The sequence below is a fragment of the Kitasatospora sp. NPDC058190 genome (genome assembly GCF_042883685.1).
Lineage (GTDB): Bacteria > Actinomycetota > Actinomycetes > Streptomycetales > Streptomycetaceae > Kitasatospora.
In genome coordinates this window covers 39,827-59,522 of record NZ_JBHVVI010000034.1, presented here as the reverse complement: position 1 = coordinate 59,522, position 19,696 = coordinate 39,827, and the positions used below count along the sequence as shown (strand labels likewise).

Genomic DNA, 19,696 nt, shown 5'->3' with positions numbered 1-19,696 from the left:
GTGAATGGACCGGCAGGCTCAAATATACCCCCACTGGTATTTCGTCCAGTGCGTCTCGATAGCGGCGATCCTTCTGTCGACCTCTTGCCGACTCCGCCTGAAGGGCCATCAGGCTCTCGCTCTCGCCTGAAACGGCCCTGAGGTCAACTCGCCCCGCGTCGGCACGGGAGCAGACCATGCGCCTGCCTGCCTGCCTGCCTGCCTGCCTGCCTGCCGCCGTTGGATGCCGCACGAAGCCGTGAACCCCGTCCGCATCCCCGGAAAGACCTGCCGGAAGCTGGTCCCGGCGGGAGCCCGCCGGTCCGGAGTGCGATCGCCTACGGGGTCGCCGGGGTGGCGAGGCGCCGGAGTTCCTTCTTGTCCGGCTTGCCGGTGTCGGTGAGGGGCAGTGCGTCCGTGAAGTCGATGACGTCGGGCACGTACATCTCGCCGCGACCGTCGCGGACCATGGTCCGCAGCTCCTGTGCCGTCACGTTCGCCCCGGGGGCGGGCACCACGGTGGCGTGGACGCGTTCGTGGCCGCCCTCGCCGCGCACCCCGTAGACGGCGCAGTGCCGTACGCCCGGGTGGGCGTGGAGGAAGTCCTCGAGCTCGGTGGTGTACACGTGGCCGCCGACGACGGCGATCATGTCCTTGATCCGGTCGACGACGGCGAGGTAGCCGTGGTCGTCGAGCCGGCCCAGGTCGCCGGTGTGCACCCAGCCGTCCCGCAGGACCTCGGCGGTCAGCTCCGGGTTCTTCCAGTAGCCCTCCATCACGTTCTCGGACCGGACGCAGATCTCCCCGACCTGACCGGCCGGGAGCGTGTTGCCGGCCTGGTCGCGGATCTCCACCTCGACGCCGTCGACCACCTGGCCGGCGGTGCGCAGCACGTCGGGGCGGTCGGGGTCGTGCTCGGCGGAGGGCAGCACGCTGACGATCCCGGCTTCGAACTGGCCGTAGGCCTGCTGGAAGACACGGCCGAAGCCGCGGACCGCCTCGGCGATGCGCACCGGCGAGGAGGGCGTGCCCCCGTAGGTGATCTGCCGGAGGCTGGAGATGTCGGTGGACGTGGCGTCGGGGTGGTCCAGCACCTGGTAGAGCAGTGGGGGCAGCAGGAAGACGTCTGTGATGCGTTCGCGGGCGATGGTGGCCAGGATCTCGCCGGGGTCGAACGCGTAGTGGAGGACCACCGTGCCGCCGTTGGCGAGGGTGCCGTCGGCGATGAATCCGGCAGCGTGTGACAGCGGCGTGCACACCAGGTCCCGCCGCCGCGTTCCGTTGATCAGGGCGCCGAGCCAGTTGCCCTGCATCCGGGCGAAGGAGCTGCGGATGCCCTTGGGGTGGCCGGTGGTGCCGCCGGAGTGGCGGATGAAGCAGAGGTCGTCCGGCCGGGCGGCACTGGCCAGTGGCGCGTCGGACTGGGCTGCGGCCAGCGCGAGGAGGTCCTCGCCCAACTCCGGCGCCGCGTCACCGGTTTCGCCGAGGACGAGGACGTGCTTGACGGGCACCGCCGCCGAGAGGGCCGTGGCGCGCTCGGCGAGGCGGGGGTCGACGATGAAGGCGTAGGTCTCGACGTCGGCCATGATCCGGGCCTGGACATCGGCGCCCAGGCGGATGTACAGGTGGTTGAAGTGCGCACCCAGCAGGTTGACGGCGTAGCGGACCGCGACGGTCTCCGGGATGTTCCCGCACAGCAGGGTCACCGTGCGGCCGCGCTCCACGCCCCGCTCGCGCAGGGCGCGGGCGAGCCGGTACACGAGGGAGCGGAACTCCGCGGCCCCGAGCCGACGTTCGCCGCTGACCAGCACCTCCTGCCCCGGGTCGTCCGACAGTCCGTCAAGGACGATCTCCACGTAGTTGCGGAACTTGCCGTCGCCGCCGTCACCGGTGGGGTCCGCCGGGCGTGCCTCGGACGTGTTCATCGCTGCTGGTCTCCTTGTGAAGAGGACGCACGCCGACGTCCCGGGACCGGGGCGACTCGTGCACGGAGGGCCGTTTGCCCTCCATCAACTACCCAGGCCCGGGCGGGTCGTACCGGCCGGCAGGGTACGTCCGGGGGTGGTCGTCGGGGCGTGGATCCAACGCCACCCTCATCAATGACCGCTGGTGCGACCTGTTCACCGCCTACGGTGTGCGCATCGGAGTCAGTATCGACGGCCCACGTGCACTCAACGAGCGCCGCGTAGACCGGTCCGGCCGCCCCGCCTTCGACCGCATCCTGCGCGGCATCGGCAGACTCCACTGCTTGGTGCGCATCGGTGTTGCGGTCTTCGTGCTCATCGCGGAGCCTCCTGGGTCCGCCGGGCCCGGGACAGCGCCCGGGCCCGGAGATCGGGGTCAGCTGCCCCGGGTGATCTCGCGGAGATCGATGGGGAAGTCTTCGAAGAGGTCCGGCAGGGACGGCCACCGGTACGCGAAGGGGAACCTTCGGAGCAGGTCGCCGGCCATGATGTGCTCCAGTGGTTCGGGTCGTGCGGTCGTGCGTGACGCGGTCAGACGGCGGTCTCGCGCAGGGCGCTGCGGGAGACCGGGACCAGGAGGTCGACGAGCCGCTCCACGACGTCGCGCAGCAGGTCGTCGACGGTCAACATGCCGACCGGGCGGCCGTCGTCGAGGACGGGGAGCCGCCGGACGCCGGCTCTGCGAAAAGTGCGGTACGCGGTGTCGAGATCGTCGTCGGCGTTCACGGTGACGACGGAGGTTGTCATGAGGTCCCGGACCGGCCGCGCGGGGCGGGTGGCGTGGGCGAGCCCGCGTACGGTGAGGTCGCGGTCCGTCAGGATGCCCCGAAGCCGGCCGTGGTCGGTGACGAGTACACAGCCGACCGCCTCCTGCTCCATGACCAGAGCGGCCTGGAAGGCCGTCGTGGTGGGGCCGACGGTGACCGGCGGCGAGGTCATCAGGTCCTCGGCCTTCATGACGGGTCCGTCCTTCGGGTGCCGTTCAGCGAGACCGTGACGCCGGGCGGGTCGTCGAGCGTGTTCTTCACCGTGCAGTGGTGGACGACCGCGAGCAGGCCGGCCTCCCGATCGGGCGGCAGGCCGGGGGCGGTGACCTCGATGGAGACCGAGGCGATCCGGGCCGGTCGGTCCTGGGCCATGGTGTAGTCGGCGGTGACGTGGAGGCCGTCGCGGCTGAGGCCGTGCCGGTCGAGGTAGCCGCCGGCGTCATGGGCGGTGCAGGAGGCCAGGGCGCAGGCGCACAGCTCGACCGGGGTCGGCGCGGTGTCTGCGCCACCCGCGTCGAGGGGCTGGTCGACGGCCAGGGCGTGCGAGCGGACGCCGATGGCGTACAGGTCTCCCGCCACCGGGTCGACCTCGATCCGCCCGGGTCGTGGAGCCTGCGGGCGCTCAAGGCGCGCGGCCTGGCGCAGCAGCATCCCGGCCAGCTGCCGGGCCTCGGCCGCGGTGAGCGAGATCCAGACCTGGTCGGCTTCGTACGGCGCGCGGGCCGCGTCGAGCACGATGCGGCCGGTGTCCGGCAGGACTGCCGGGGCGTAGCGGGACACCGCGAGGGTCCGCCCGGAGGCGGTGCGCATCAGCTGTTGGGTGGTGGTGCGGGAGTCGTCGGTCAGCACGGCCGTGCCTCCGGTGTTCAGGGCTCGGCCCCGTGATCGGGGCCGCCACCCCCAGCAGACCGCCGTCGGGCGCGGGGCGGCAGGGTCGTTCGGCCCTCCACTGGGCCCCATCGGCCGGGCCGACGGGGGGCGTCCGGGGTGGGTTCGGCGAGGCCGGACCGGCCGCTCGGCCCGTGGGCCCAGGGCCGTTGGGCCCTCGCAGGACACCGCCGACGCGGCGGATGCTCGAATCACCGGCGCTCCCCGCCGGGAGCAGGGAGTGAACCACCATGTCCACCGAAACCGCCCTCACCACCGCCGATCTGTACCTGCTGGCCGAGGCCGGAGGTATGGCGCCGTCGCTGCACAACAGCCAGCCCTGGCACTTCCGTCCGACCCCCGACCTGTTGGGACTGGAGGTCCACGCCGACCTGACCCGGGCCGTCCCGGCCGCCGACCCCGACGGGCGGGCGCTGCACATCTCGATCGGCGCCGCCCTGTTCAACCTGCGGGTGGCCGCTGCCCACCTCGGCCGCGAGGCTGCGGTCCGGCTCCTCCCCGCCGGTGAAGGCACGCAGCCGTGCGCCGTGCTCGACCTCTCCGCACCGGCCCGGACGTCGCGGCCGTTCGGCGCCGACCTCTACCCGGCCATCGCGGGGCGCCACTCCAGCCGACAGCCGTTCACCAACCGGGACGTTCCCGAGGCGCTCGTCGCCGACCTCATCACGGCCGCCCGGGACGAGGGCGTCACCCTGACCGTGCTGGAGGAGCACGGCGTACGCCGGGTGCTGGCGCTGACCTTCGAGGCCGAGGCCCGGATCGCCGCTGATGTCACGCGTGAGGCCGAGACGCGCCGCTGGCTGCGCCTCGAACCCTCCTGCGACGGTATCCCGCTCGCCGCCCTCGGCTCGCACGACCGCGACGCCCGCGTCCCGATGCGCGGCTTCGCCGGCCACCCGCCGCGCCACACCACTCCGGCCGCACGCTTCGAAGCCCTGCCACAGATCCTCACCCTCACCACCCACCTCGACCGACAGGCCGACTGGCTGCGCACCGGACAGGCGATGGAACGGGTCTGGCTGCTCGCCACCGTCCACGGCCTGCGCGCCTCCGTCCTGCACCAGGCCGTCGAGATCCCCGACACCCGCTGGCGCCTGCGCGACCCCGCCGAGGGGCCGGCCCACGTCCAGCTCGTCCTGCGCCTCGGCTACGGTCCGCCCGGAACCGCCAGCCCGCGATGCCGGGTGGAGGACGTCCTCGACCCGCCGGAGGGGTAGCGGCCGTGTCCCAGGGCCTCGCCCCGGGAAGAGTCGGTGTCCGCCAGGTCGGGATCTGCCAGGATCCCGACCTGGAAGTCCGTCGTACCGGTCGGCCGGGGCGGGCGCCGCGAGGAGGCACGATGACCGACCTGGGTCGGCCGCGCGAGCGCGTACGGCTCCACCCGGGAGATCGCCCCGCCGGGTGAGGCACCGGTTCACCCGGTCGCGTGCTCGGGTTCGGGCGGCACGACGACGACGGGGAGGTGGGCGTGGTGGACGACCTCGGTGCTGGTCGAGCCGAGCGCGAGTCGGCCCCAGAGGCCGGCGCCGCGGCTACCGACCACCAGCAGGGTGGCGTCCTGGCTCGCCTCCAGCAGGACCTGGGTGGGGCGGCCGCGCTCGCAGCGAATCTCGACCTCCACGTACGGCTCGCCCACCTGCTGCCGCAGCTCCTCGACCGAGTCCGTCACCTCGCGGGCGACGGCATCGTGCAGGTGCGGCGACGCTTCGCTGCCCGCGTCGCGCCAGCCCGTCATGGCCCGGTCCGACGGCTCGGTGCGTCCGCCGCCGTAGGCGCAGACGGCCCGTACACCGGCCCCGCGCAGCTGGGCCTCGCGAAGGGCGAAGAGCACAGCCCGGCGGGCGGACTCCGAGCCGTCCGTACCGACCACGATCGGCCCGACGGGACCTGGCGCGGGAGTGGTGTTCATAGGGACCTCCAGGACGTGCGACCTGACTGCGGTCCGACCGGCTCGGCGGCCAGGGAGAGGCGCGGTGCGGGCCGGTCCGCTGAACTTCATGATCCTCCGGCAACCGAATGGTGGCACCTCCGTCCTCGTCCCGGCCCGCCAGGAGAGGGGACGGCTGCCCGGATCGGGACACGTGCCCGGCGTGGAGGAACGGCGCGCCGGCCGGCGGGCGGTGCCGGACCCGGAGGACGCGGAGGGCGGCGTGCCGCTCGGCGGTGGGTATCGGAGCGACGCGGTCTCGCGTCGGAGCGTCAGAGGTGGAAGCGGCGGGTCTCGCCCGGCCGGATCGTCGCCTCGCTGCCGCGCAGGCGGATCCGGGCCGGCTCCTGGCGGTCCTCGCGCAGGCTCACCGTGACCGTCCGGCGGTCGACCGCGATCGTCAGGCCCCAGTGGCCCCGGTAGCGCAGGTCGAGTTCCAGGCGGCCGAGGGCGGACGGCAGGTGGGGGTCGAGCCAGAGGGCGCCCTCGCGGACCTCCAGGCCGGTGTAGCAGCGTTGCAGCAGGTCGACCGCGCCCGCCATGGCGCCGAGGTGGACGCCCTCCGCCGTGGTGCCGTGCTGACTGTCCCGGAGGTCCGCGACCAGGGTGTCGCGGAAGTACCGCCAGGAGGCGCGGCGGTCGCAGCGGGTCAGCACCCAGGCGTGCACCACGGAGCTGAGCGTCGATCCGTGGACGGTGCGCCGCAGGTAGTAGTCGGTGCTGCGGCGCAGCAGTTCGTGGCCGGCCGGGTGGCCGAGGCGCCGCAGCAGGTCGCGGACCTCGCGGGCGGAGAACAGGTACCAGAGCATCAGCGCGTCGGCCTGCTTGGAGGCCTTGTAGCGGTTGACGGTGTCACCCTCGGCCTCCAGGATCCGGTCGAGCCGGCGCAGGTCGGGGTAGCGGCGCCGGTAGCTCTCCCAGTCGAGTTCGGCCAGCCGCTCGTAGCCGTCGAACTGGCTCAACACGCCGTCGTGGAAGGGGACGTGAAGGTGTCGGCCGACCTCCCGCCAGCGGTCCAGTTCCACGTCGTCCAGGGCGAGGCGTTCGCGCAGCTCGTCGCGGCGGTAGCCGGGCAGGGCGGCCAGGGCGTCCTGGGCGCGGGCGAGCACCCAGGAGGCCAGCACGTTGGTGTACGCGTTGTCGTCCAGGCCCGGTCGGCCCGCCCAGGGGTAGGCGTCGTGGTACTCGTCGGGACCGAGCACACCGCGGATGGACCAGCGTCCCCGGCCGCGGTCGTGGATGGCGGAGGAGGACCAGAAGCGGGCGATCTCCAGCAGCATCTCGGCGCCGGCCGTGGCGAGGAAGTCCCGGTCCCCGGTGGCCTGGTAGTACTGCCAGATGTTGTACGCGACTGCCGAGCCGACGTGCCGCTGGAGGTGGCTGTGGTCGGGCAGCCAGCGGCCGGACAGCGGGTTGAGGTGCAGCTGCTGGGACTCCTCCCGCCCGTCGGCGGCGCTCTGCCACGGGTACACCGCCCCGCGCAGCCCGAGCTCACGGGCCTGGTGGCGGGCGGCGTCGAGGCGGCGGTGGCGGTGGCGGAGGACGGCGCGGGCCAGCTCCGGGAAGCGCAGGTCGAGCAGCCGCAGCACGAACAGTTCGTCCCAGAAGACGTGCCCCCGGTACGCCTCGCCGTGCAGCCCGCGGGCCGGGATGCCGACGTCCAGGTCGACCGAGTGCTCGGAGTAGGTCTGGAGCAGGTGGAACAGGTTCAGGTGCAGCGGGCCGGTGCCGTCGAAGTCCGCCTCGATCCGGCAGCGGCGCCACAACTCGGTCCAGCGCAGGGCATGCTCGGCCAACAGCTCGTCGAAGCTGCCGGCCTCGGCGGCGAGTTGGCGGGAAGCGCGTAGCGGGGTCTCGACCGCCCGGTCGCGGGAGGTGTGCACCGCGACCGTCTTCGTCACGGTGACGGGCCGGCCCCGTTCTGCGGTCAGGGTGAGGAGGTGGGCGGCCCAGCCCTCGCGGCACTCGGTGAAGACCTCCGAGCGCTCGGTGTCCGTCCGTGCGCAAAGGGCGATCTGCAAGGGCGAGTTGGCCGCGTCGGCCGCCAGCCAGACCAGCCCTGCCGCGTCCACCCCCTGACCGGCCGGGAGGAGGTGGCGCTCGGTGAGCCCCCGGTAGCGGGCGACGCCGGTGTTGGCGACGTCGCCGTCCAGGCCCGAGCGGACCTCCAGCGGCCCGGACCAGTTCTCCGGCAGGAAGGTGCTCTCCAGCGCGAGCAGGTGCGGCCGGGCCAGGCTGGCGAGGCGGCGCTGCAGCAGGCGGGTCCGCCGCCCCAGCCCGTCGACCACCAGCGCGCGGCGTGTCAGCACACCCCGGCGCAGGTCCAGCTCCACGGTCTGCTCGGCGGGCGGTCCGGCGAACCACGCGCCGCCGGCCGGGCGGAACGTCAGCGGCAGCCAGTTCGGGCAGTTGACCAGGTCCTCGTTGGTGACCACCTGCCCCGCGACCGTCGACTCCGCCCGGTCGTAGCAGCCCGCCAGGTACGTCCCCGGGTAGTGGATGCCGTCCGCGACGCACTCCGGTGCGGCGCCCCGGCTGACCAGGTACCCGTTGCCGACCGCACACAGTGCCTCGCGCAGCCCCTCCTCGTCCGGGTCGAAGCCCTGGTAGCGGAGCGTCCACGGGTCCGGCATGTCGGGGTACCCCGCGGGCGGGACTGGTGCCACGAGGTGACCTCCCGTGCCGACTGGCCTGCCTCCAGTCTGCGCAGCGCGGCGCCGCGCCGCTCGCCGCCCGGCTCAGCCACCGGTCCGCGCCGGGCCGCCCAGCGCGCGGGCGAGGAGGCGGCACGACCGGCTGCTCACTCCGCACCACGCGCGCGCCGTGCCGCCGAGGGCCCGGTACCACGCGATGCCGAACGGGAGCGCGATGGCGAACCAGGACGGGGGCGCCAGCTCACCGGGCCGCCGGGCACCCTCGCGCGCCCAGCGGCGGCACCGTTCGACGCCCCGGCGGGTCCAGGCGGCGCAGCGTTCGGCGCGCCCGGACCAACGGGCCGAGGCGCGCGACAGCGCGGTGTTCCAGCGGTCACGGCGGCCCGCCATCGTCATGCCTCCTCCCGTTCGGTCCGGTCAGTGCCCCAGGCGTGTCGCCAGCTGTCCGGGGAGGGTGTCCCGGTTCGCCCGGGTGAGGTGGATGACCTCGACGTCGGCGCGGCGCTTGAGGGCGTCGGTGAACGGGCCGTGCTGCGCCTGCACGGTGGCCACCACGTCGACGTCGGCGGCGAACAGTGCCCGGACGGCCTCCTCGAACGGACGGTGGGCCAGCTCCATCCGTCCGAGCTCGTCGACGAGCACGAGCGTCCTCGCCGACCATGCCAGGGCGGGCAGGGCCAGGCGCTCCATGACCCCCAGGTCGACGCCGTACCGTCCGACTCGGGGCGGTCCGGGAAGGTCGACATGGGCGAGCACGGCCCGCCGGCCCGACAGCGTCTCCAGGGCGAAGCCGACCCGGGCCCCGCCCGTACGGATCTCCTCCGTGGTGAAGCCGGCGGTCTCCCGGGCTCGCAGCAGTGCCGCCAGTCGGCGGATCGCGGTGGTCTTGCCGCTGCCGGGGCGTCCCTCCAGCAGGATCCTGGTCGGCATCGCGGACTCCGCATCGGGCGGTCGAGTGGTGGCCGGTCCCCGTCACCAGCGTCTCCCCCCGCGCGTTCGGGGCGCAACGCCGATCGGTGGATCGGCTGGGCCGGTAGGCCCTCCCGTCGTGGACGGCGGGGGCGGAGGCTGGAGGGGGAGCAGGGCGACTGCCGAGGAGGCGCCATGTCCACCGTCCACCCGCCGCACACCACCGCCGAGGCCCTGCTGGCCGACGGCACCACCGTCGAACTCCGGCCGCTGGGCCCGGACGACCACCGGGCGGTGCTCGACCTGCACACCGAGGGGATGTCGCAGGAGAGCCGACGCCTGCGGTTCTTCGGGGTGAGCCGTAACGCGCCGCAGCAGGCCGCCGACCGGCTGTGCGGTCCGCCGCGGACCGGTCTGCTGGCGCTCGGCGCCTGGGCGGGGGAGGAACTGGTCGGCGAGGCGGACTGCGAGCCGCTGGACGAGCCGCCGGAGACCGCCGAGCTGGCGCTCGCGGTGGCCGACCGCTGGCACCACCGGGGCGTGGCCACCCTGCTGCTGGAGCACCTGGTGCACGCCGCCCGAGCCGCCGGAATCCGCTTCTTCGAGGCCGACACCCTGTTCGGCAACCGGGCCGTCCACCAGGTCTTCGCCCACCTCGGGCTGCCCGTCCAGCGCCGCTACGGGCAGGGTGAGGTCAGGATCCGGGTGCCGCTGGAGGAGAGCGACGAGCGCTACCGCTCGGCCGTGGACGAGCGCGGCCGGCGCGCCGACGTCGCGAGCCTGGCGGCGCTGCTGCGCCCGGCCTCGGTCGCGGTGGTCGGGGTGTCCCGGCAGGCGGGCTCGGTCGGGCGGACCGTCCTCGGGAAGATCCGGCGGGGCGGCTTCGCGGGCGAGGTCTGGGCGGTCAACCCGCACGCCCGGGAGATCGACGGCCGGCCCGCCTACCCGTCCGTCCGGGCGCTGCCCGCCGTACCCGACCTCGCGGTGCTGGCCGTCCCCGCCGGCGCCGTCCCCGGAGTGGCCGAGGAGTGCGGCCTCGCCGGGGTCCGGGCGCTGGTGGTGCTCACCTCCGGCCTCGGGGCGGAGGAGGCCCGCGGGCTGATGTGGGCCTGCCGCCGGCACAGCATGCGCCTGGTCGGGCCGAACAGCCTCGGCATGGCCCAGACCGACCCCGCCGTCCGGCTGGACGCCGAGTTCGGCGGCGCCTTCCCGAGGCCCGGCAGTGCCGGAGTCGCGGTGCAGAGCGGCGGCGTCGGGATCGCGCTGCTGCAGCGGCTGGCCTGGCTGGGCATCGGGGTGTCGAGCTTCGTCTCGCTCGGTGACAAGTACGACGTCAGCGGCAACGACCTGCTCCAGTGGTGGGAGGCGGACGGCCGCACCGACCTCGCGCTGCTCCACGTGGAGTCCTTCGGCAGCCCGCGCGCCTTCGCCCGTACCGCCCGCCGGGTCACCCGGACGATCCCGGTGCTGACCGTGGACGCGGGGCGGTCCACCGCCGGCCGCCGGGGCGCCGCCTCGCACACCGCGGCCGCCGCCACCCCCACCGTCACCCGCGAGGCGCTGTTCCGGCAGGCCGGGATCACCGCGACCCGCAGCATCGAGGAACTCGTCGAGGCCGCCGCCCTGTTGCACGCCCAGCCGCTGCCGGCCCCGCGCGGTGCGGTCGCCGTGGTGTCCAACGCGGGCGGCATCGGCATCCTGGCCGCGGACGCCTGCGCCGAGGCCGGACTTGATCTGCCGGAACTCCCCGCGAAGCTGGGGAAGTTGCTCCCGCCCGGCGCCTGCGTCCAGAATCCGGTGGACACCACGGCGGCGGTTCGCCCCACCGAACTCGCCCTGTTCCTCCGGGCGTTGGAGTACGAGGAAGTCGTCGACGCCATTCTGGTCTGCCTGGTGCCGACGGCGCTGTGCGACACCCCGGTCCAGGGACCGGTGCGCGCCCTGCTGGAGGGCCCGGCCCGGCGCCGCGTGCCGATCGCGGCCGTACTGCTCGACCAACAGGTGCCCGTCCGCTACCGCGGCTGCGCCGACGGCGGCAGCATCCCGGCCTACTCCGACACCCTCTCCGCCGCCCGCGCCCTCGCCCATGCCCGGGACCGCGCCCGCTGGCTCGCCGAGCCGCCGCCCGAACCCGCCGCCCTGTCCGCCGGCGCCCCGGACTGTGACCGGCGCACCGCCCGCAGCCTGGTCGACGGCCACCTCACCGCCCACCCCGAGGGCGGCTGGCTCGACCCGCTGTCCACCGCCGACCTGCTGGAGGCGTACGGGCTGCCGCTGACCACCTCGGTGTGGGCCCGCGACGAGCACACGGCGTCCATCAGCGCCGCCAGCCTGCGTCGGCTCGGGCACGAGGGGAAGGTGGCTCTGAAGGCGTACTGGCCCGGGCAGGTGCACAAGAGCGCCGCGGGCGCCGTCCGCACCGGCCTGGCCACCGACGCCGAAGTGCGTGACACCTACCGGGAGTTCACGCATCGGTTCGGCGCCGGGCTGGCCGGAGCCGTGGTCCAGCCGATGGCCGCACCCGGCGTCGAGCTGCTCGCAGGCGTGGTCCAGGACCAGGTCTTCGGCCCGCTGATCGTCCTCGGCCTGGGCGGCACCGCCGCCGACGTGCTGGCCGACCGGGTGGCCCGGCTCGCCCCGCTGAGCGAGCGCGACCTGAGCACGATGATCACCGAACTGCGCAGCGCGCCACTGCTGGTGGGCGACGGCGGGGCGCCTCCCGTGGACCTCGCCGCGCTGCGGTCCGTCCTCACCCGGCTGTCCCGGCTCGCCGACGACTTCCCCGAACTCGTCGAGGCCGACCTCAACCCCGTCATCCTCCGCCCCGACGGCGCGGTCTGCGTGGACGCCCGGGTCCGCCTCGAACGCCGGCCGTCCTTCGACCCCTACCTGAGACGGCTGCGGCGCCCGGCGGCCGCCGAGGGGGAGTGAACACCGTGAAGCACAGCATTCTCGACGGAACACCGGCCGACACCTTCCCGACCGTAGAGCCCACACGTCCGCCCGGCCGCACCCGGATCGGCGACTGTATGAGCCTCCCCCAGCCTTCGGCCGGGGGGACCCCCATCGCCGTCGCCGTCACCCCCGGCACCGACTTCGCGACCGTCGCCGCGCTGCTGAGCGCCTCCCGGCGCGGCATCGTGCCCGTGGTGACCACCGACGGCACGGTCACCGGCGTGGTCGCCGTCTCCGACCTGCTGGCCGCCTACGCCGAGGAGGGCCCGCAGCAGGAACTCCTCGCCCGCGACCTCATGACCGCCCCGGTCGTCACCGTGACCGAGGGCACGAGCGTCACCGACGCGGTGGCCCTGATGGCCGAGCACTCCCTGCGCCACCTGCCCGTCGTGGACGCCGACGGCCGTCTCATCGGCCTGCTCTCCGCCCACGACCTGCTCGACGTCCTGCGCCGCGACGACGAGGCCATCCGCACCGAGGCGCTCGCCCTCGCCCTCACCCCCGGCAGCGGAGTCGTTCCCGGCTCGCTGCACATCCGCTGCGAACGCGGCCTACTCTCGGTCGGCGGCCGCATTCGCACCCGCAGCGATGCCGCCGCCCTCTGCCTGCAGATCGCCCGTATCGACGGCCTCAACGCCCTCGCCGACCACCTCACTTGGGAGCTCGACGACAGCAAGGAGACCCGGTCGCACTGATGGTGCGCCGGTCGGGCGAGCCGTCGGACGCTCAGGCCCGCAGTCCGGCCGCCCCGAGGGTGGGTCCGTCCGGCATCGGCCGGCGGGACAGGGCCACCGCAAGCTCGTGCCGCTGCCTGACGTCGGGGCCGGTCAGGGGATCAGCACCCGCCCGCCCGAGCAGTACATCTTCAGCGTCCGTGCGCCGTCGTCCCGCCCCCGGCGCGTCGTCCTGGGTCGAACCGGCCCTGGCGGCAGGGACCGTCCGGCCCTGTGCGGGGGCCCGCGGCAGGCGGACAGTGAAGGCGGGACCACCCGAGGAGGAGTGAGGACGATGCAGCACCGCAGCGTCGACGACGTGATGACCCGTGAGGTCGTCACCGCCCGGCCCGACACGCCGTTCAAGGAGGTTGCGGCGCTGTTCCACCGCAACGACATCACCGCGATCCCGGTGACCGACGACCAGGGCCGCCCGCTCGGCATGGTGTCGGAGGCGGACCTGATCCGCAAGGAAGCCGTGCTGCCTGATCCGGAGGGCCGTTACCCGGGCCGCTGGCTGGATGCCAAGGACCGGGCCCGCGCCGAGGCCGAGACCGCCGGCGGGCTGATGACCAGTCCCGCCGTCACCGCCCGTCCGGGCTGGTCGGTGGCGGAGGCCGCCCGCGCGATGGACAAGCACAAGGTCAAGCGGCTGCCCGTGGTGGACGAGATCGGCCGTCTGGTCGGCATCGTCAGCCGCCGGGACCTGCTGCAGGTCTTCCTGCGTCACGACGCGGCCATCCGGGACGAGATCAACCACGACGTGCTCGGCCAGACCCTCTGGCTCGCCCCCGGCGACGTCCAGGTGGCGGTGCACGACGGAGTGGTCACGCTGAAGGGGCGGCTCCCGCGTCGCAGCCTGGTCCCGATCACCGAGCAGCTCTGCCGTGCCGTGGACGGCGTCGTCGCCGTCCACCAGACGCTCGACTGGACCGAGGACGACACCAGCCCCCGGCTGGAACACCCTCGCGCCCACCACGCCGCTTCCTAGGAGGCCGCCATGACCAGCACACCGAGCACGGTCGCCGACGTGATGACCCACGCCGTGGTCGCCGTCGGCCGTGACGCGGACTTCCGCGAGGTCGCCGAGACCCTGCAGCGCTGGCAGGTCAGCGCCGTCCCGGTGCTGACCGGCGACGGCCGGGTGATCGGGGTGGTCTCCGAGGCCGACCTGCTCAACGCCCGGGACCGCGACGGCGAGCGCGCCGACGCGCTGACGGCCGGGCGGATGATGTCCGTCCCGGCGGTCACCGTGCACCCCGGCAGCCCGCTGGGCGAGGCCGCCCGGGCGATGGCCCGCGGCCACCTCAAGCGCCTCCCGGTCGTGGACGGTGAGGACTACCTGGTCGGCATCGTCAGCCGGGGCGACCTGCTGAAGGTCTACCTCGGTGACGACCGCGAACTCGCCGACCGGGTCCGCTTCGAGCTCGTCGCCATCCTCGGCCCGGGCGCCGCGGTGGACACGGACGTCCGTTCCGAGAACGGCCGGATCACCCTGACCGGCGACCTGCCGGACGCCGTTTCCGCCGGCATCCTGGAGCGCCTGGTGCGCTCCGTGCCCGGCGTGGTCGGCGTCGAGCTCCGGCTCGCCGCCCCGGCCTGAGGGGGGTCTGGGCCATGCTGGCGCCCGCCGGGGTCGACGGTTCCCCGGAAAGCCTCGCCGCCGCCCGCTGGGCCGACCTGCTCGTGCCCGGCCGCACCGGGCACCGCCTGGTCCGGGGCACCCGGGCGGTCGTCCACCGGGCCTGCTGCCCGATCGCCGTCGTCCTGCGTGGCTGAAGCGGTGCGCCCCACGGCGCGGACGCGCAGAATCGGTGGTGCCACCGACCGCGCACCTCCAGGGAGCAGGCCATGGACACGCCCCAGCCCGTACGGGTGTTCCTGCTGGACGACCACGAGGTGGTCCGGCGCGGCGTCCGCGACCTCCTGGAGGCCGAGGAGGACATCGAGGTCGTCGGTGAGGCCGCCAGCTGTGCCCAGGCCCTCGCCCGGGTGCCCGCGCTGCGTCCGGACGTCGCCGTGCTGGACGTGCGGCTCCCGGACGGCGACGGTGTGAGCGTCTGCCGGGACCTGCGCGACAAGATGCCCGAGCTGGCCTGCCTGATGCTGACCTCCTTCGACGACGACGACGCCCTGCTCGACGCGATCATGGCCGGGGCGGCCGGCTACGTCCTGAAGCAGGTCAAGGGCGCCGAACTGGTCAGCGCCGTCCGGACGGTGGCCTCGGGCCAGTCCATGCTCGACCCGGCCACCACCCACAAGCTGATGGAGAGCCTGCGCCACCACGAGGAGAGCGAGACGGACGCCGCGCTCGCCGGGCTCACCCCGCGCGAACGGGAGATCCTCGCCCTGGTGGGGGAGGGCAAGACCAACCGGCAGATCGGCCAGGAGCTCTACCTCGCCGAGAAGACCGTGAAGAACCACGTCTCGCGCCTGCTCGCCAAGCTGGGCGTCGAACGCCGCCTCCAGGCCGCCGTGATCGCCGCCCACGCCGAACCCGACCGGCCGCATCAGCGCCCGCACTGAGGAACCGTGGCCCGGGTGGGCCCGGGGATTGAGCCGAACGGCCCAAGCGCGACGCCGCACCCCGGCCGCACGGTGGAAGTGCCCCACCCTCCCGCCACGGACGACGTGCCCGCCGAGCGCCCCGCCCGCGGCGAGATCGAGCCCGACGAGTACCGCACCCGCTGGACACCCTGCGCGACGGCGCCAAGCCGTCCGCCTCCGGCCGACCGTCCTGGGGAGACCGCCATGCCCACCCTCGCCCTCGACGCCGCGGCCCTGGAGAAACTCGTTTCCGCCGCGGTCGCCGCACCCTCGATCCACAACAGCCAGCCCTGGCGCTTCCACCTCCAGCCGGACACCTCCACCCTGGAGGTCCGGGCCGACCGCGGCCGCGCCGTCCCGGCCGCCGACCCCCGGGGGCGGGCCCTGCACATCTCCGTCGGCGCGGCCGTCCTCAACCTGCGGGTCGCCGCCCGCCACCTCGGCTGGGCGCCCGAGGTGCGCCTGCTGCCCGACCCGGCCGAACCGGACCTCCTCGCCGCCGTCCGGCTCGACGGCGCGGCCGCCGCGCCCGTACCGGGCTCCGAGTGGCTGTACGAGGCGATCTGGCGCCGGCACTCCATCCGCACGCCGTTCACCGGCGAGCCGGTCCCGCCGACCGTCCTCGACGAACTGGTCGGGGCGGCCGGGGCCGAGGACGCCGCCCTCCACCTGCCCGACCACGCCGAGACCGCCCGCCTGCTCCACCTCACCGCCGAAGCCGAGCGCCGCAACACCACCGACGAGGCCCAGCGCACCGAGAGCCGCAGCTGGATCCGCACCGGCGACGCCCCGCCCTACGGCGTCCCGCTCGCCGCGCTCGGACCCCAGGACCTGGCCGGCCACCTGCCCGTGCGGGACTTCACGGCCATCCACGCCGCCGAGCACCAGGCCCCCGCGCTCTTCGAGCACGAGCCCCTCATCGCCGTCCTCGCCACCGAGCACGACACCCCCGAGGACTGGCTGCGCGCCGGACTCGCCCTGGAACACGTCCTGCTCGCCGCCACCGTCCACGGCGTCCGCGCCTCCCTGCTGCACCAGGCCATGGAGTGGCCCCACCTGCGCCGGGAGGCCCGCGACCCGCACCGGGGCCCCGGTTACGTCCAGATCCTGATCCGCCTCGGCTACGGCCCCGAGGGCGCGCCGACGCCCCGGCTGGCGGTCAGGGACGTGCTGGGCCCGGAGCTGTAGCGGCCGATCGCGACGGGAGGATCGCCCATCGCGATGACGCTCAGCCGTAGAGCCGGTCGCCGTAGCGCGGTCCGTAGAAGTGCTCCAGATCCTCCAGGGCCCCGAGCAGCTCCCGCAGCTCCGCCTCAGCGGTCACTTCCGCCGGCCCGTCCGCCCACATGGCGTCACCCTCCCCGGAACTGACGATCACTCCGTGCCCAGCCCTGGCCAGGGCCCGTCCTCAGGACCCCGGCAGGGGGACTCGCCACAGCAGCTCGGTGCCGCCCTCGGGGCGGGTGCGGGCGGCGAAGGTGCCGCCCAGGGCGGCGGCCCGGTCGGCGAGGTTGGCAAGGCCGCTGCGGTGGCCACCCTCGGGGAGGCCGATGCCGTTGTCGGTGACGCTGACAGCAAGCTCCTCGGCGGCGGAGACCGAGGCCTCGACAGTGGTGGCCTTCGCGTGCCGGGCGGCGTTGGACAGGGCCTCCTCCAGGACCGCGACGGCCGCGTCCGCGATCTCGGTGGGCACGGTGGCGTCGAGTAGGCCGGTCATCCGCAGGGCGGGGGTGAAGCCGAGGGAGCGGGCGGCCCGGTCCACGACGTCGACGAGCCGGGCGCGCAGGCCGCTCGCTGCCGGTCCGGACTCGCGCAGGCGCAGGCCGAAGATGGTGGCGCGGATGGTCCTGGCGGTCTCGTCCAGGTCGTCGATGGCCCGCAGGACGCGGTCGGCCGCCTCCGGGTGCTCGATGAAACGGGTCGCGCCCTGGAGGGTCATGCCGGTGGCGAAGAGCCGCTGGATGGCCAGGTCGTGCAGGTCGCGGGCGATCCGGTCGCGCTCCTTCAGCAGCGCCACCTGCTCGGAGTCACGCCGGCGCTCCGCGAGCTCCATCGCCACCGCCGCCTGTCCCGCGAAGCCCAGCAGCGGCCCCGACTCGCCCTCCTCGAACAGTGGCGCGCCGGCCGCCCGGGCCAGCATCAGCACACCGCGGATCCCGCGCTCAGCGGTGCCGACGGGCACCGCGACCGCCGGGCCCAGGCCCTTCCAACGGGGCGGGCCGGCCGTGATCCGAGGGTCCTTCCGGACCTCCGGACTCACCACGAGGCCACCGGTACGGAAGGCCGCACCCATGAACGAGCCCTCGACCGGCAACAGCAGACCGCGGTGCTGCTCCGCACCGAGCCCGGCGGCGATCCGCACCTCCAGTTCCCCGGCGTCCGGCAGCGGGACCGCGACGACGGCCAGGTCCGCGCCGGCGATCTCGGTGGCCCGGGCGAGCAGCAGGTCCAGCACCTCCTGCTCGGCGCTTCCCGACAGCAGGCTGCTGGTGACCTCGGCGCTCGCCTCCAGCCAGCGCTGCCGCTGCCGGGCCCGGTCGTAGAGCCGGGCGTTGTCGATCGCGACCCCGGCGGCGACGGCGAGGGTGGCGAGCACCGACTCGTCCTCCTCGTCGAAGTCGCCGCCGCCGCGCTTCTCGGTCAGGTAGAGGTTGCCGAACACCTTGTCCCGGATCCGGATCGGCACCCCCAGGAAGCTGTTCATCGGAGGGTGGTTCGCCGGGAAGCCGTAGGAGGCCGGGTGGTCCGAGATGCGGGCGAGGCGCAGCGGCTCGGGGCGGCGGATCAGCTCGCCGAGGATGCCGTGACCGGACGGCAGGTCGCCGATCCGCTCGACCTGCTCGTCGGTGACACCGACCGGGATGAACTGGGACAGCCGCTGGTCCTCGCCGATCACGCCCAGGGCGCCGTACTCGGCGTCCACCAGGGTGACCGCCGCCTCCACGATGTGCTGCAGGGCCTGGGACAGCTCGAGGTCACGCCCGACCGCCAGCACCGCCTCCAGCAGGCTGTGGACACGGTCGCGCGTGCCCCGGGCGGCGTCCAGCCGGGCCTGGAGCTCCTCCAGGAGCTCGTCCAGCCGCAGCTTCGGCATGGGAACGCCCGTCTCCGAGGCGCTGGTCTCCGATGAGCTGCCCAAGGAGTCCTCCACGGCTCGCCCGATGCCACTGACCAGCGTAGGCGCGCGAGCCGTGCCCTGCCGGACACCGAAGGGGCCCATCGGCCCAGCGGAAGGACCCCGGCGGGCTCTGGCGGCGGGCCCGGCGGCGTCGGAACCTGGAAGGGCGAGCGGAACCGGCCCGGCCCCGCCACCCCGAGAGAAGTGATCAGGGCATGAAGGCGCTCACCTACCACGGCCCCGGCCGTCGTACCTGGGGCGACGTCCCCGACCCGGTCGTCCGCGCCCCGGAGGACGCCGTCGTCCGGGTGGACGCGGTCACCATCTGCGGCACCGACCTGCACATCCTCAAGGGCGACATCCCCGAGGTCGAGCAGGGCCGTGTCCTCGGCCACGAGGCCGTCGGCACCGTCACCCGGACCGGACCGGGCGTGCGCACGGTCACCGCCGGCGACCGCGTGCTGGTCTCCTGCATCTCCGCCTGCGGTCGCTGCGTCTACTGTCGCGGTGCGACCTACGGCCAGTGCACCGGCGGTGGCGGCTGGATCCTCGGCCACCTGATCGACGGCTGCCAGGCCGAGTACGTCCGCACCCCCTTCGCGGACACCTCCCTGTACAAGCTGCCCGACGGTGTCAGTGACGAGGACGCCCTGTTGCTCGCCGACATCCTGCCCACCTCGTACGAGGTCGGGGTGCGCAACGGCCGGGTCGGCCCGGGCGACACCGTCGCGATCGTCGGCGCCGGGCCGATCGGGCTCGCCGCGATCCTCACCGCCCGCCTGTACAGCCCCTCCCGGATCATCGCCGTCGACCTCGCCCGGAGCCGCCTCGACGCCGCCAAGCGCTTCGGCGCCGACACGACGCTGACGGTGGCCGAGGCCACCCCGGAGGCCGTCCGCGAGCTGAGCCGGGACGGGCTCGGCGTGGACGTCGCGGTCGAGGCGGTCGGGGTGCCCGAGTCCTTCGAACTCTGCACCCGCCTGGTGCGCCCCGGCGGCCGGGTCGCCAACGTGGGCGTGCACGGCGAGCCCGCGGTGCTCCACCTGGAGGACCTCTGGATCCGCGACGTCACCATCACCACCGGGCTGGTCGACACCGACAGCACCCCGCTGCTGCTCGACCTGCTGGCCGCCGGCCGGCTGGACGTCGCCGGACTGGTCACCCACCGCTTCGGGCTCGACGAGATGCAGGACGCGTACGACGTCTTCGCCGATGCGGCCGACAGCGGAGCCCTCAAGGTCGCGCTCTTCAAGACGTGACCCTGTCCGCAGAGGA

Annotated in this window: 17 protein-coding genes; 9 read left to right on the top strand and 8 right to left on the bottom strand. The window is 74.3% G+C overall.

Annotated features, from left to right (window positions below):
• Positions 1–317: 317 nt before the first annotated feature.
• The 3 genes from ACFVWU_RS17885 to ACFVWU_RS17875 all read right to left on the bottom strand — a co-directional run bounded on the left by ACFVWU_RS17885 (position 318) and on the right by ACFVWU_RS17875 (position 3,559).
• A complete protein-coding gene (locus ACFVWU_RS17885) occupies positions 318–1,904 on the bottom strand; it encodes an AMP-binding protein (protein WP_387621482.1) in 1,587 nt (528 codons plus the stop codon).
• A gap of 570 nt (positions 1,905–2,474) precedes the next feature.
• Positions 2,475–2,900, bottom strand: coding sequence for a CBS domain-containing protein (locus tag ACFVWU_RS17880; RefSeq protein ID WP_387621479.1), 426 nt, complete (start codon positions 2,898–2,900; stop codon positions 2,475–2,477).
• Positions 2,897–3,559: an OsmC family protein gene (locus ACFVWU_RS17875; protein ID WP_387621476.1), complete on the bottom strand. Its 663-nt coding sequence runs from the start codon at positions 3,557–3,559 to the stop codon at positions 2,897–2,899. Before ACFVWU_RS17875 ends, ACFVWU_RS17880 begins: the two co-directional genes overlap by 4 nt.
• Positions 3,560–3,828: 269 nt before the next feature.
• On the opposite strand from ACFVWU_RS17875, the gene ACFVWU_RS17870 reads away from it, so the two are divergent.
• The gene (locus ACFVWU_RS17870) at positions 3,829–4,815 is read left to right on the top strand and encodes an Acg family FMN-binding oxidoreductase (protein WP_387621473.1); all 987 of its coding nucleotides are present in this window, start codon (positions 3,829–3,831) and stop codon (positions 4,813–4,815) included.
• Between the two features lie 197 nt (positions 4,816–5,012).
• Here ACFVWU_RS17870 and ACFVWU_RS17865 read toward each other — a convergent pair whose 3' ends face one another.
• The 4 genes from ACFVWU_RS17865 to ACFVWU_RS17850 form a co-directional block, all read right to left on the bottom strand.
• Entirely contained in the window at positions 5,013–5,507 is a 495-nt protein-coding gene (locus ACFVWU_RS17865) for a universal stress protein (protein ID WP_387621470.1), read from the bottom strand.
• A 290-nt stretch (positions 5,508–5,797) separates the two neighbouring features.
• Positions 5,798–8,158, bottom strand: coding sequence for a glycoside hydrolase family 65 protein (locus ACFVWU_RS17860; protein ID WP_387621468.1), 2,361 nt, complete (start codon positions 8,156–8,158; stop codon positions 5,798–5,800).
• 105 nt (positions 8,159–8,263) lie between these two features.
• Positions 8,264–8,569, bottom strand: a complete 306-nt coding sequence (locus ACFVWU_RS17855) for a hypothetical protein (protein WP_387621465.1) — start codon at positions 8,567–8,569, stop codon at positions 8,264–8,266.
• A 27-nt stretch (positions 8,570–8,596) separates the two neighbouring features.
• Complete coding sequence (locus ACFVWU_RS17850) at positions 8,597–9,109, bottom strand: nucleoside-triphosphatase (RefSeq protein WP_387621462.1); 513 nt, start codon at positions 9,107–9,109, stop codon at positions 8,597–8,599.
• A gap of 174 nt (positions 9,110–9,283) precedes the next feature.
• Between ACFVWU_RS17850 and ACFVWU_RS17845 the strand changes: the two genes are divergently transcribed.
• From ACFVWU_RS17845 to ACFVWU_RS17815, 7 genes are all read left to right on the top strand, one after another.
• A complete protein-coding gene (locus ACFVWU_RS17845; protein WP_387621459.1) occupies positions 9,284–12,019 on the top strand; it encodes a GNAT family N-acetyltransferase in 2,736 nt (911 codons plus the stop codon).
• A 5-nt stretch (positions 12,020–12,024) separates the two neighbouring features.
• Entirely contained in the window at positions 12,025–12,738 is a 714-nt protein-coding gene (locus tag ACFVWU_RS17840; RefSeq protein ID WP_387621455.1) for a CBS domain-containing protein, read from the top strand.
• Positions 12,739–13,051: 313 nt separating this feature from the next.
• Complete coding sequence (locus tag ACFVWU_RS17835; protein WP_387621452.1) at positions 13,052–13,747, top strand: CBS domain-containing protein; 696 nt, start codon at positions 13,052–13,054, stop codon at positions 13,745–13,747.
• A gap of 9 nt (positions 13,748–13,756) precedes the next feature.
• Positions 13,757–14,359: a CBS domain-containing protein gene (locus ACFVWU_RS17830; RefSeq protein WP_387621449.1), complete on the top strand. Its 603-nt coding sequence runs from the start codon at positions 13,757–13,759 to the stop codon at positions 14,357–14,359.
• 14 nt (positions 14,360–14,373) lie between these two features.
• A complete protein-coding gene (locus ACFVWU_RS17825) occupies positions 14,374–14,535 on the top strand; it encodes a hypothetical protein (RefSeq protein WP_387621446.1) in 162 nt (53 codons plus the stop codon).
• 72 nt (positions 14,536–14,607) lie between these two features.
• Positions 14,608–15,282, top strand: coding sequence for a response regulator (locus ACFVWU_RS17820; RefSeq protein ID WP_387621443.1), 675 nt, complete (start codon positions 14,608–14,610; stop codon positions 15,280–15,282).
• Between the two features lie 225 nt (positions 15,283–15,507).
• Positions 15,508–16,491: an Acg family FMN-binding oxidoreductase gene (locus tag ACFVWU_RS17815; RefSeq protein WP_387621440.1), complete on the top strand. Its 984-nt coding sequence runs from the start codon at positions 15,508–15,510 to the stop codon at positions 16,489–16,491.
• Positions 16,492–16,711: 220 nt separating this feature from the next.
• Here ACFVWU_RS17815 and ACFVWU_RS17810 read toward each other — a convergent pair whose 3' ends face one another.
• The gene (locus ACFVWU_RS17810) at positions 16,712–18,397 is read right to left on the bottom strand and encodes a GAF domain-containing protein (RefSeq protein ID WP_387621523.1); all 1,686 of its coding nucleotides are present in this window, start codon (positions 18,395–18,397) and stop codon (positions 16,712–16,714) included.
• Between the two features lie 239 nt (positions 18,398–18,636).
• Between ACFVWU_RS17810 and ACFVWU_RS17805 the strand changes: the two genes are divergently transcribed.
• Positions 18,637–19,680 (top strand): zinc-dependent alcohol dehydrogenase family protein, encoded by a 1,044-nt coding sequence (locus ACFVWU_RS17805; protein ID WP_387621437.1) that lies wholly within the window; start codon positions 18,637–18,639, stop codon positions 19,678–19,680.
• Positions 19,681–19,696 lie beyond the last annotated feature (16 nt).

Bases quoted from the DNA above. Each gene is read 5' to 3' on its own strand.
- ACFVWU_RS17810 (WP_387621523.1), bottom strand. From the start codon at position 18,397: ATGCCGAAGCTGCGGCTGGACGAGCTCCTGGAGGAGCTCCAGGCCCGG.
- ACFVWU_RS17860 (WP_387621468.1), bottom strand. From the start codon at position 8,158: ATGCCGGACCCGTGGACGCTCCGCTACCAGGGCTTCGACCCGGACGAG.
- ACFVWU_RS17855 (WP_387621465.1), bottom strand. From the start codon at position 8,569: ATGGCGGGCCGCCGTGACCGCTGGAACACCGCGCTGTCGCGCGCCTCG.
- ACFVWU_RS17835 (WP_387621452.1), top strand. From the start codon at position 13,052: ATGCAGCACCGCAGCGTCGACGACGTGATGACCCGTGAGGTCGTCACC.
- ACFVWU_RS17825 (WP_387621446.1), top strand. From the start codon at position 14,374: ATGCTGGCGCCCGCCGGGGTCGACGGTTCCCCGGAAAGCCTCGCCGCC.
- ACFVWU_RS17845 (WP_387621459.1), top strand. From the start codon at position 9,284: ATGTCCACCGTCCACCCGCCGCACACCACCGCCGAGGCCCTGCTGGCC.
- ACFVWU_RS17830 (WP_387621449.1), top strand. From the start codon at position 13,757: ATGACCAGCACACCGAGCACGGTCGCCGACGTGATGACCCACGCCGTG.
- ACFVWU_RS17870 (WP_387621473.1), top strand. From the start codon at position 3,829: ATGTCCACCGAAACCGCCCTCACCACCGCCGATCTGTACCTGCTGGCC.
- ACFVWU_RS17880 (WP_387621479.1), bottom strand. From the start codon at position 2,900: ATGAAGGCCGAGGACCTGATGACCTCGCCGCCGGTCACCGTCGGCCCC.
- ACFVWU_RS17820 (WP_387621443.1), top strand. From the start codon at position 14,608: ATGGACACGCCCCAGCCCGTACGGGTGTTCCTGCTGGACGACCACGAG.
- ACFVWU_RS17850 (WP_387621462.1), bottom strand. From the start codon at position 9,109: ATGCCGACCAGGATCCTGCTGGAGGGACGCCCCGGCAGCGGCAAGACC.
- ACFVWU_RS17815 (WP_387621440.1), top strand. From the start codon at position 15,508: ATGCCCACCCTCGCCCTCGACGCCGCGGCCCTGGAGAAACTCGTTTCC.
- ACFVWU_RS17865 (WP_387621470.1), bottom strand. From the start codon at position 5,507: ATGAACACCACTCCCGCGCCAGGTCCCGTCGGGCCGATCGTGGTCGGT.
- ACFVWU_RS17805 (WP_387621437.1), top strand. From the start codon at position 18,637: ATGAAGGCGCTCACCTACCACGGCCCCGGCCGTCGTACCTGGGGCGAC.
- ACFVWU_RS17885 (WP_387621482.1), bottom strand. From the start codon at position 1,904: ATGAACACGTCCGAGGCACGCCCGGCGGACCCCACCGGTGACGGCGGC.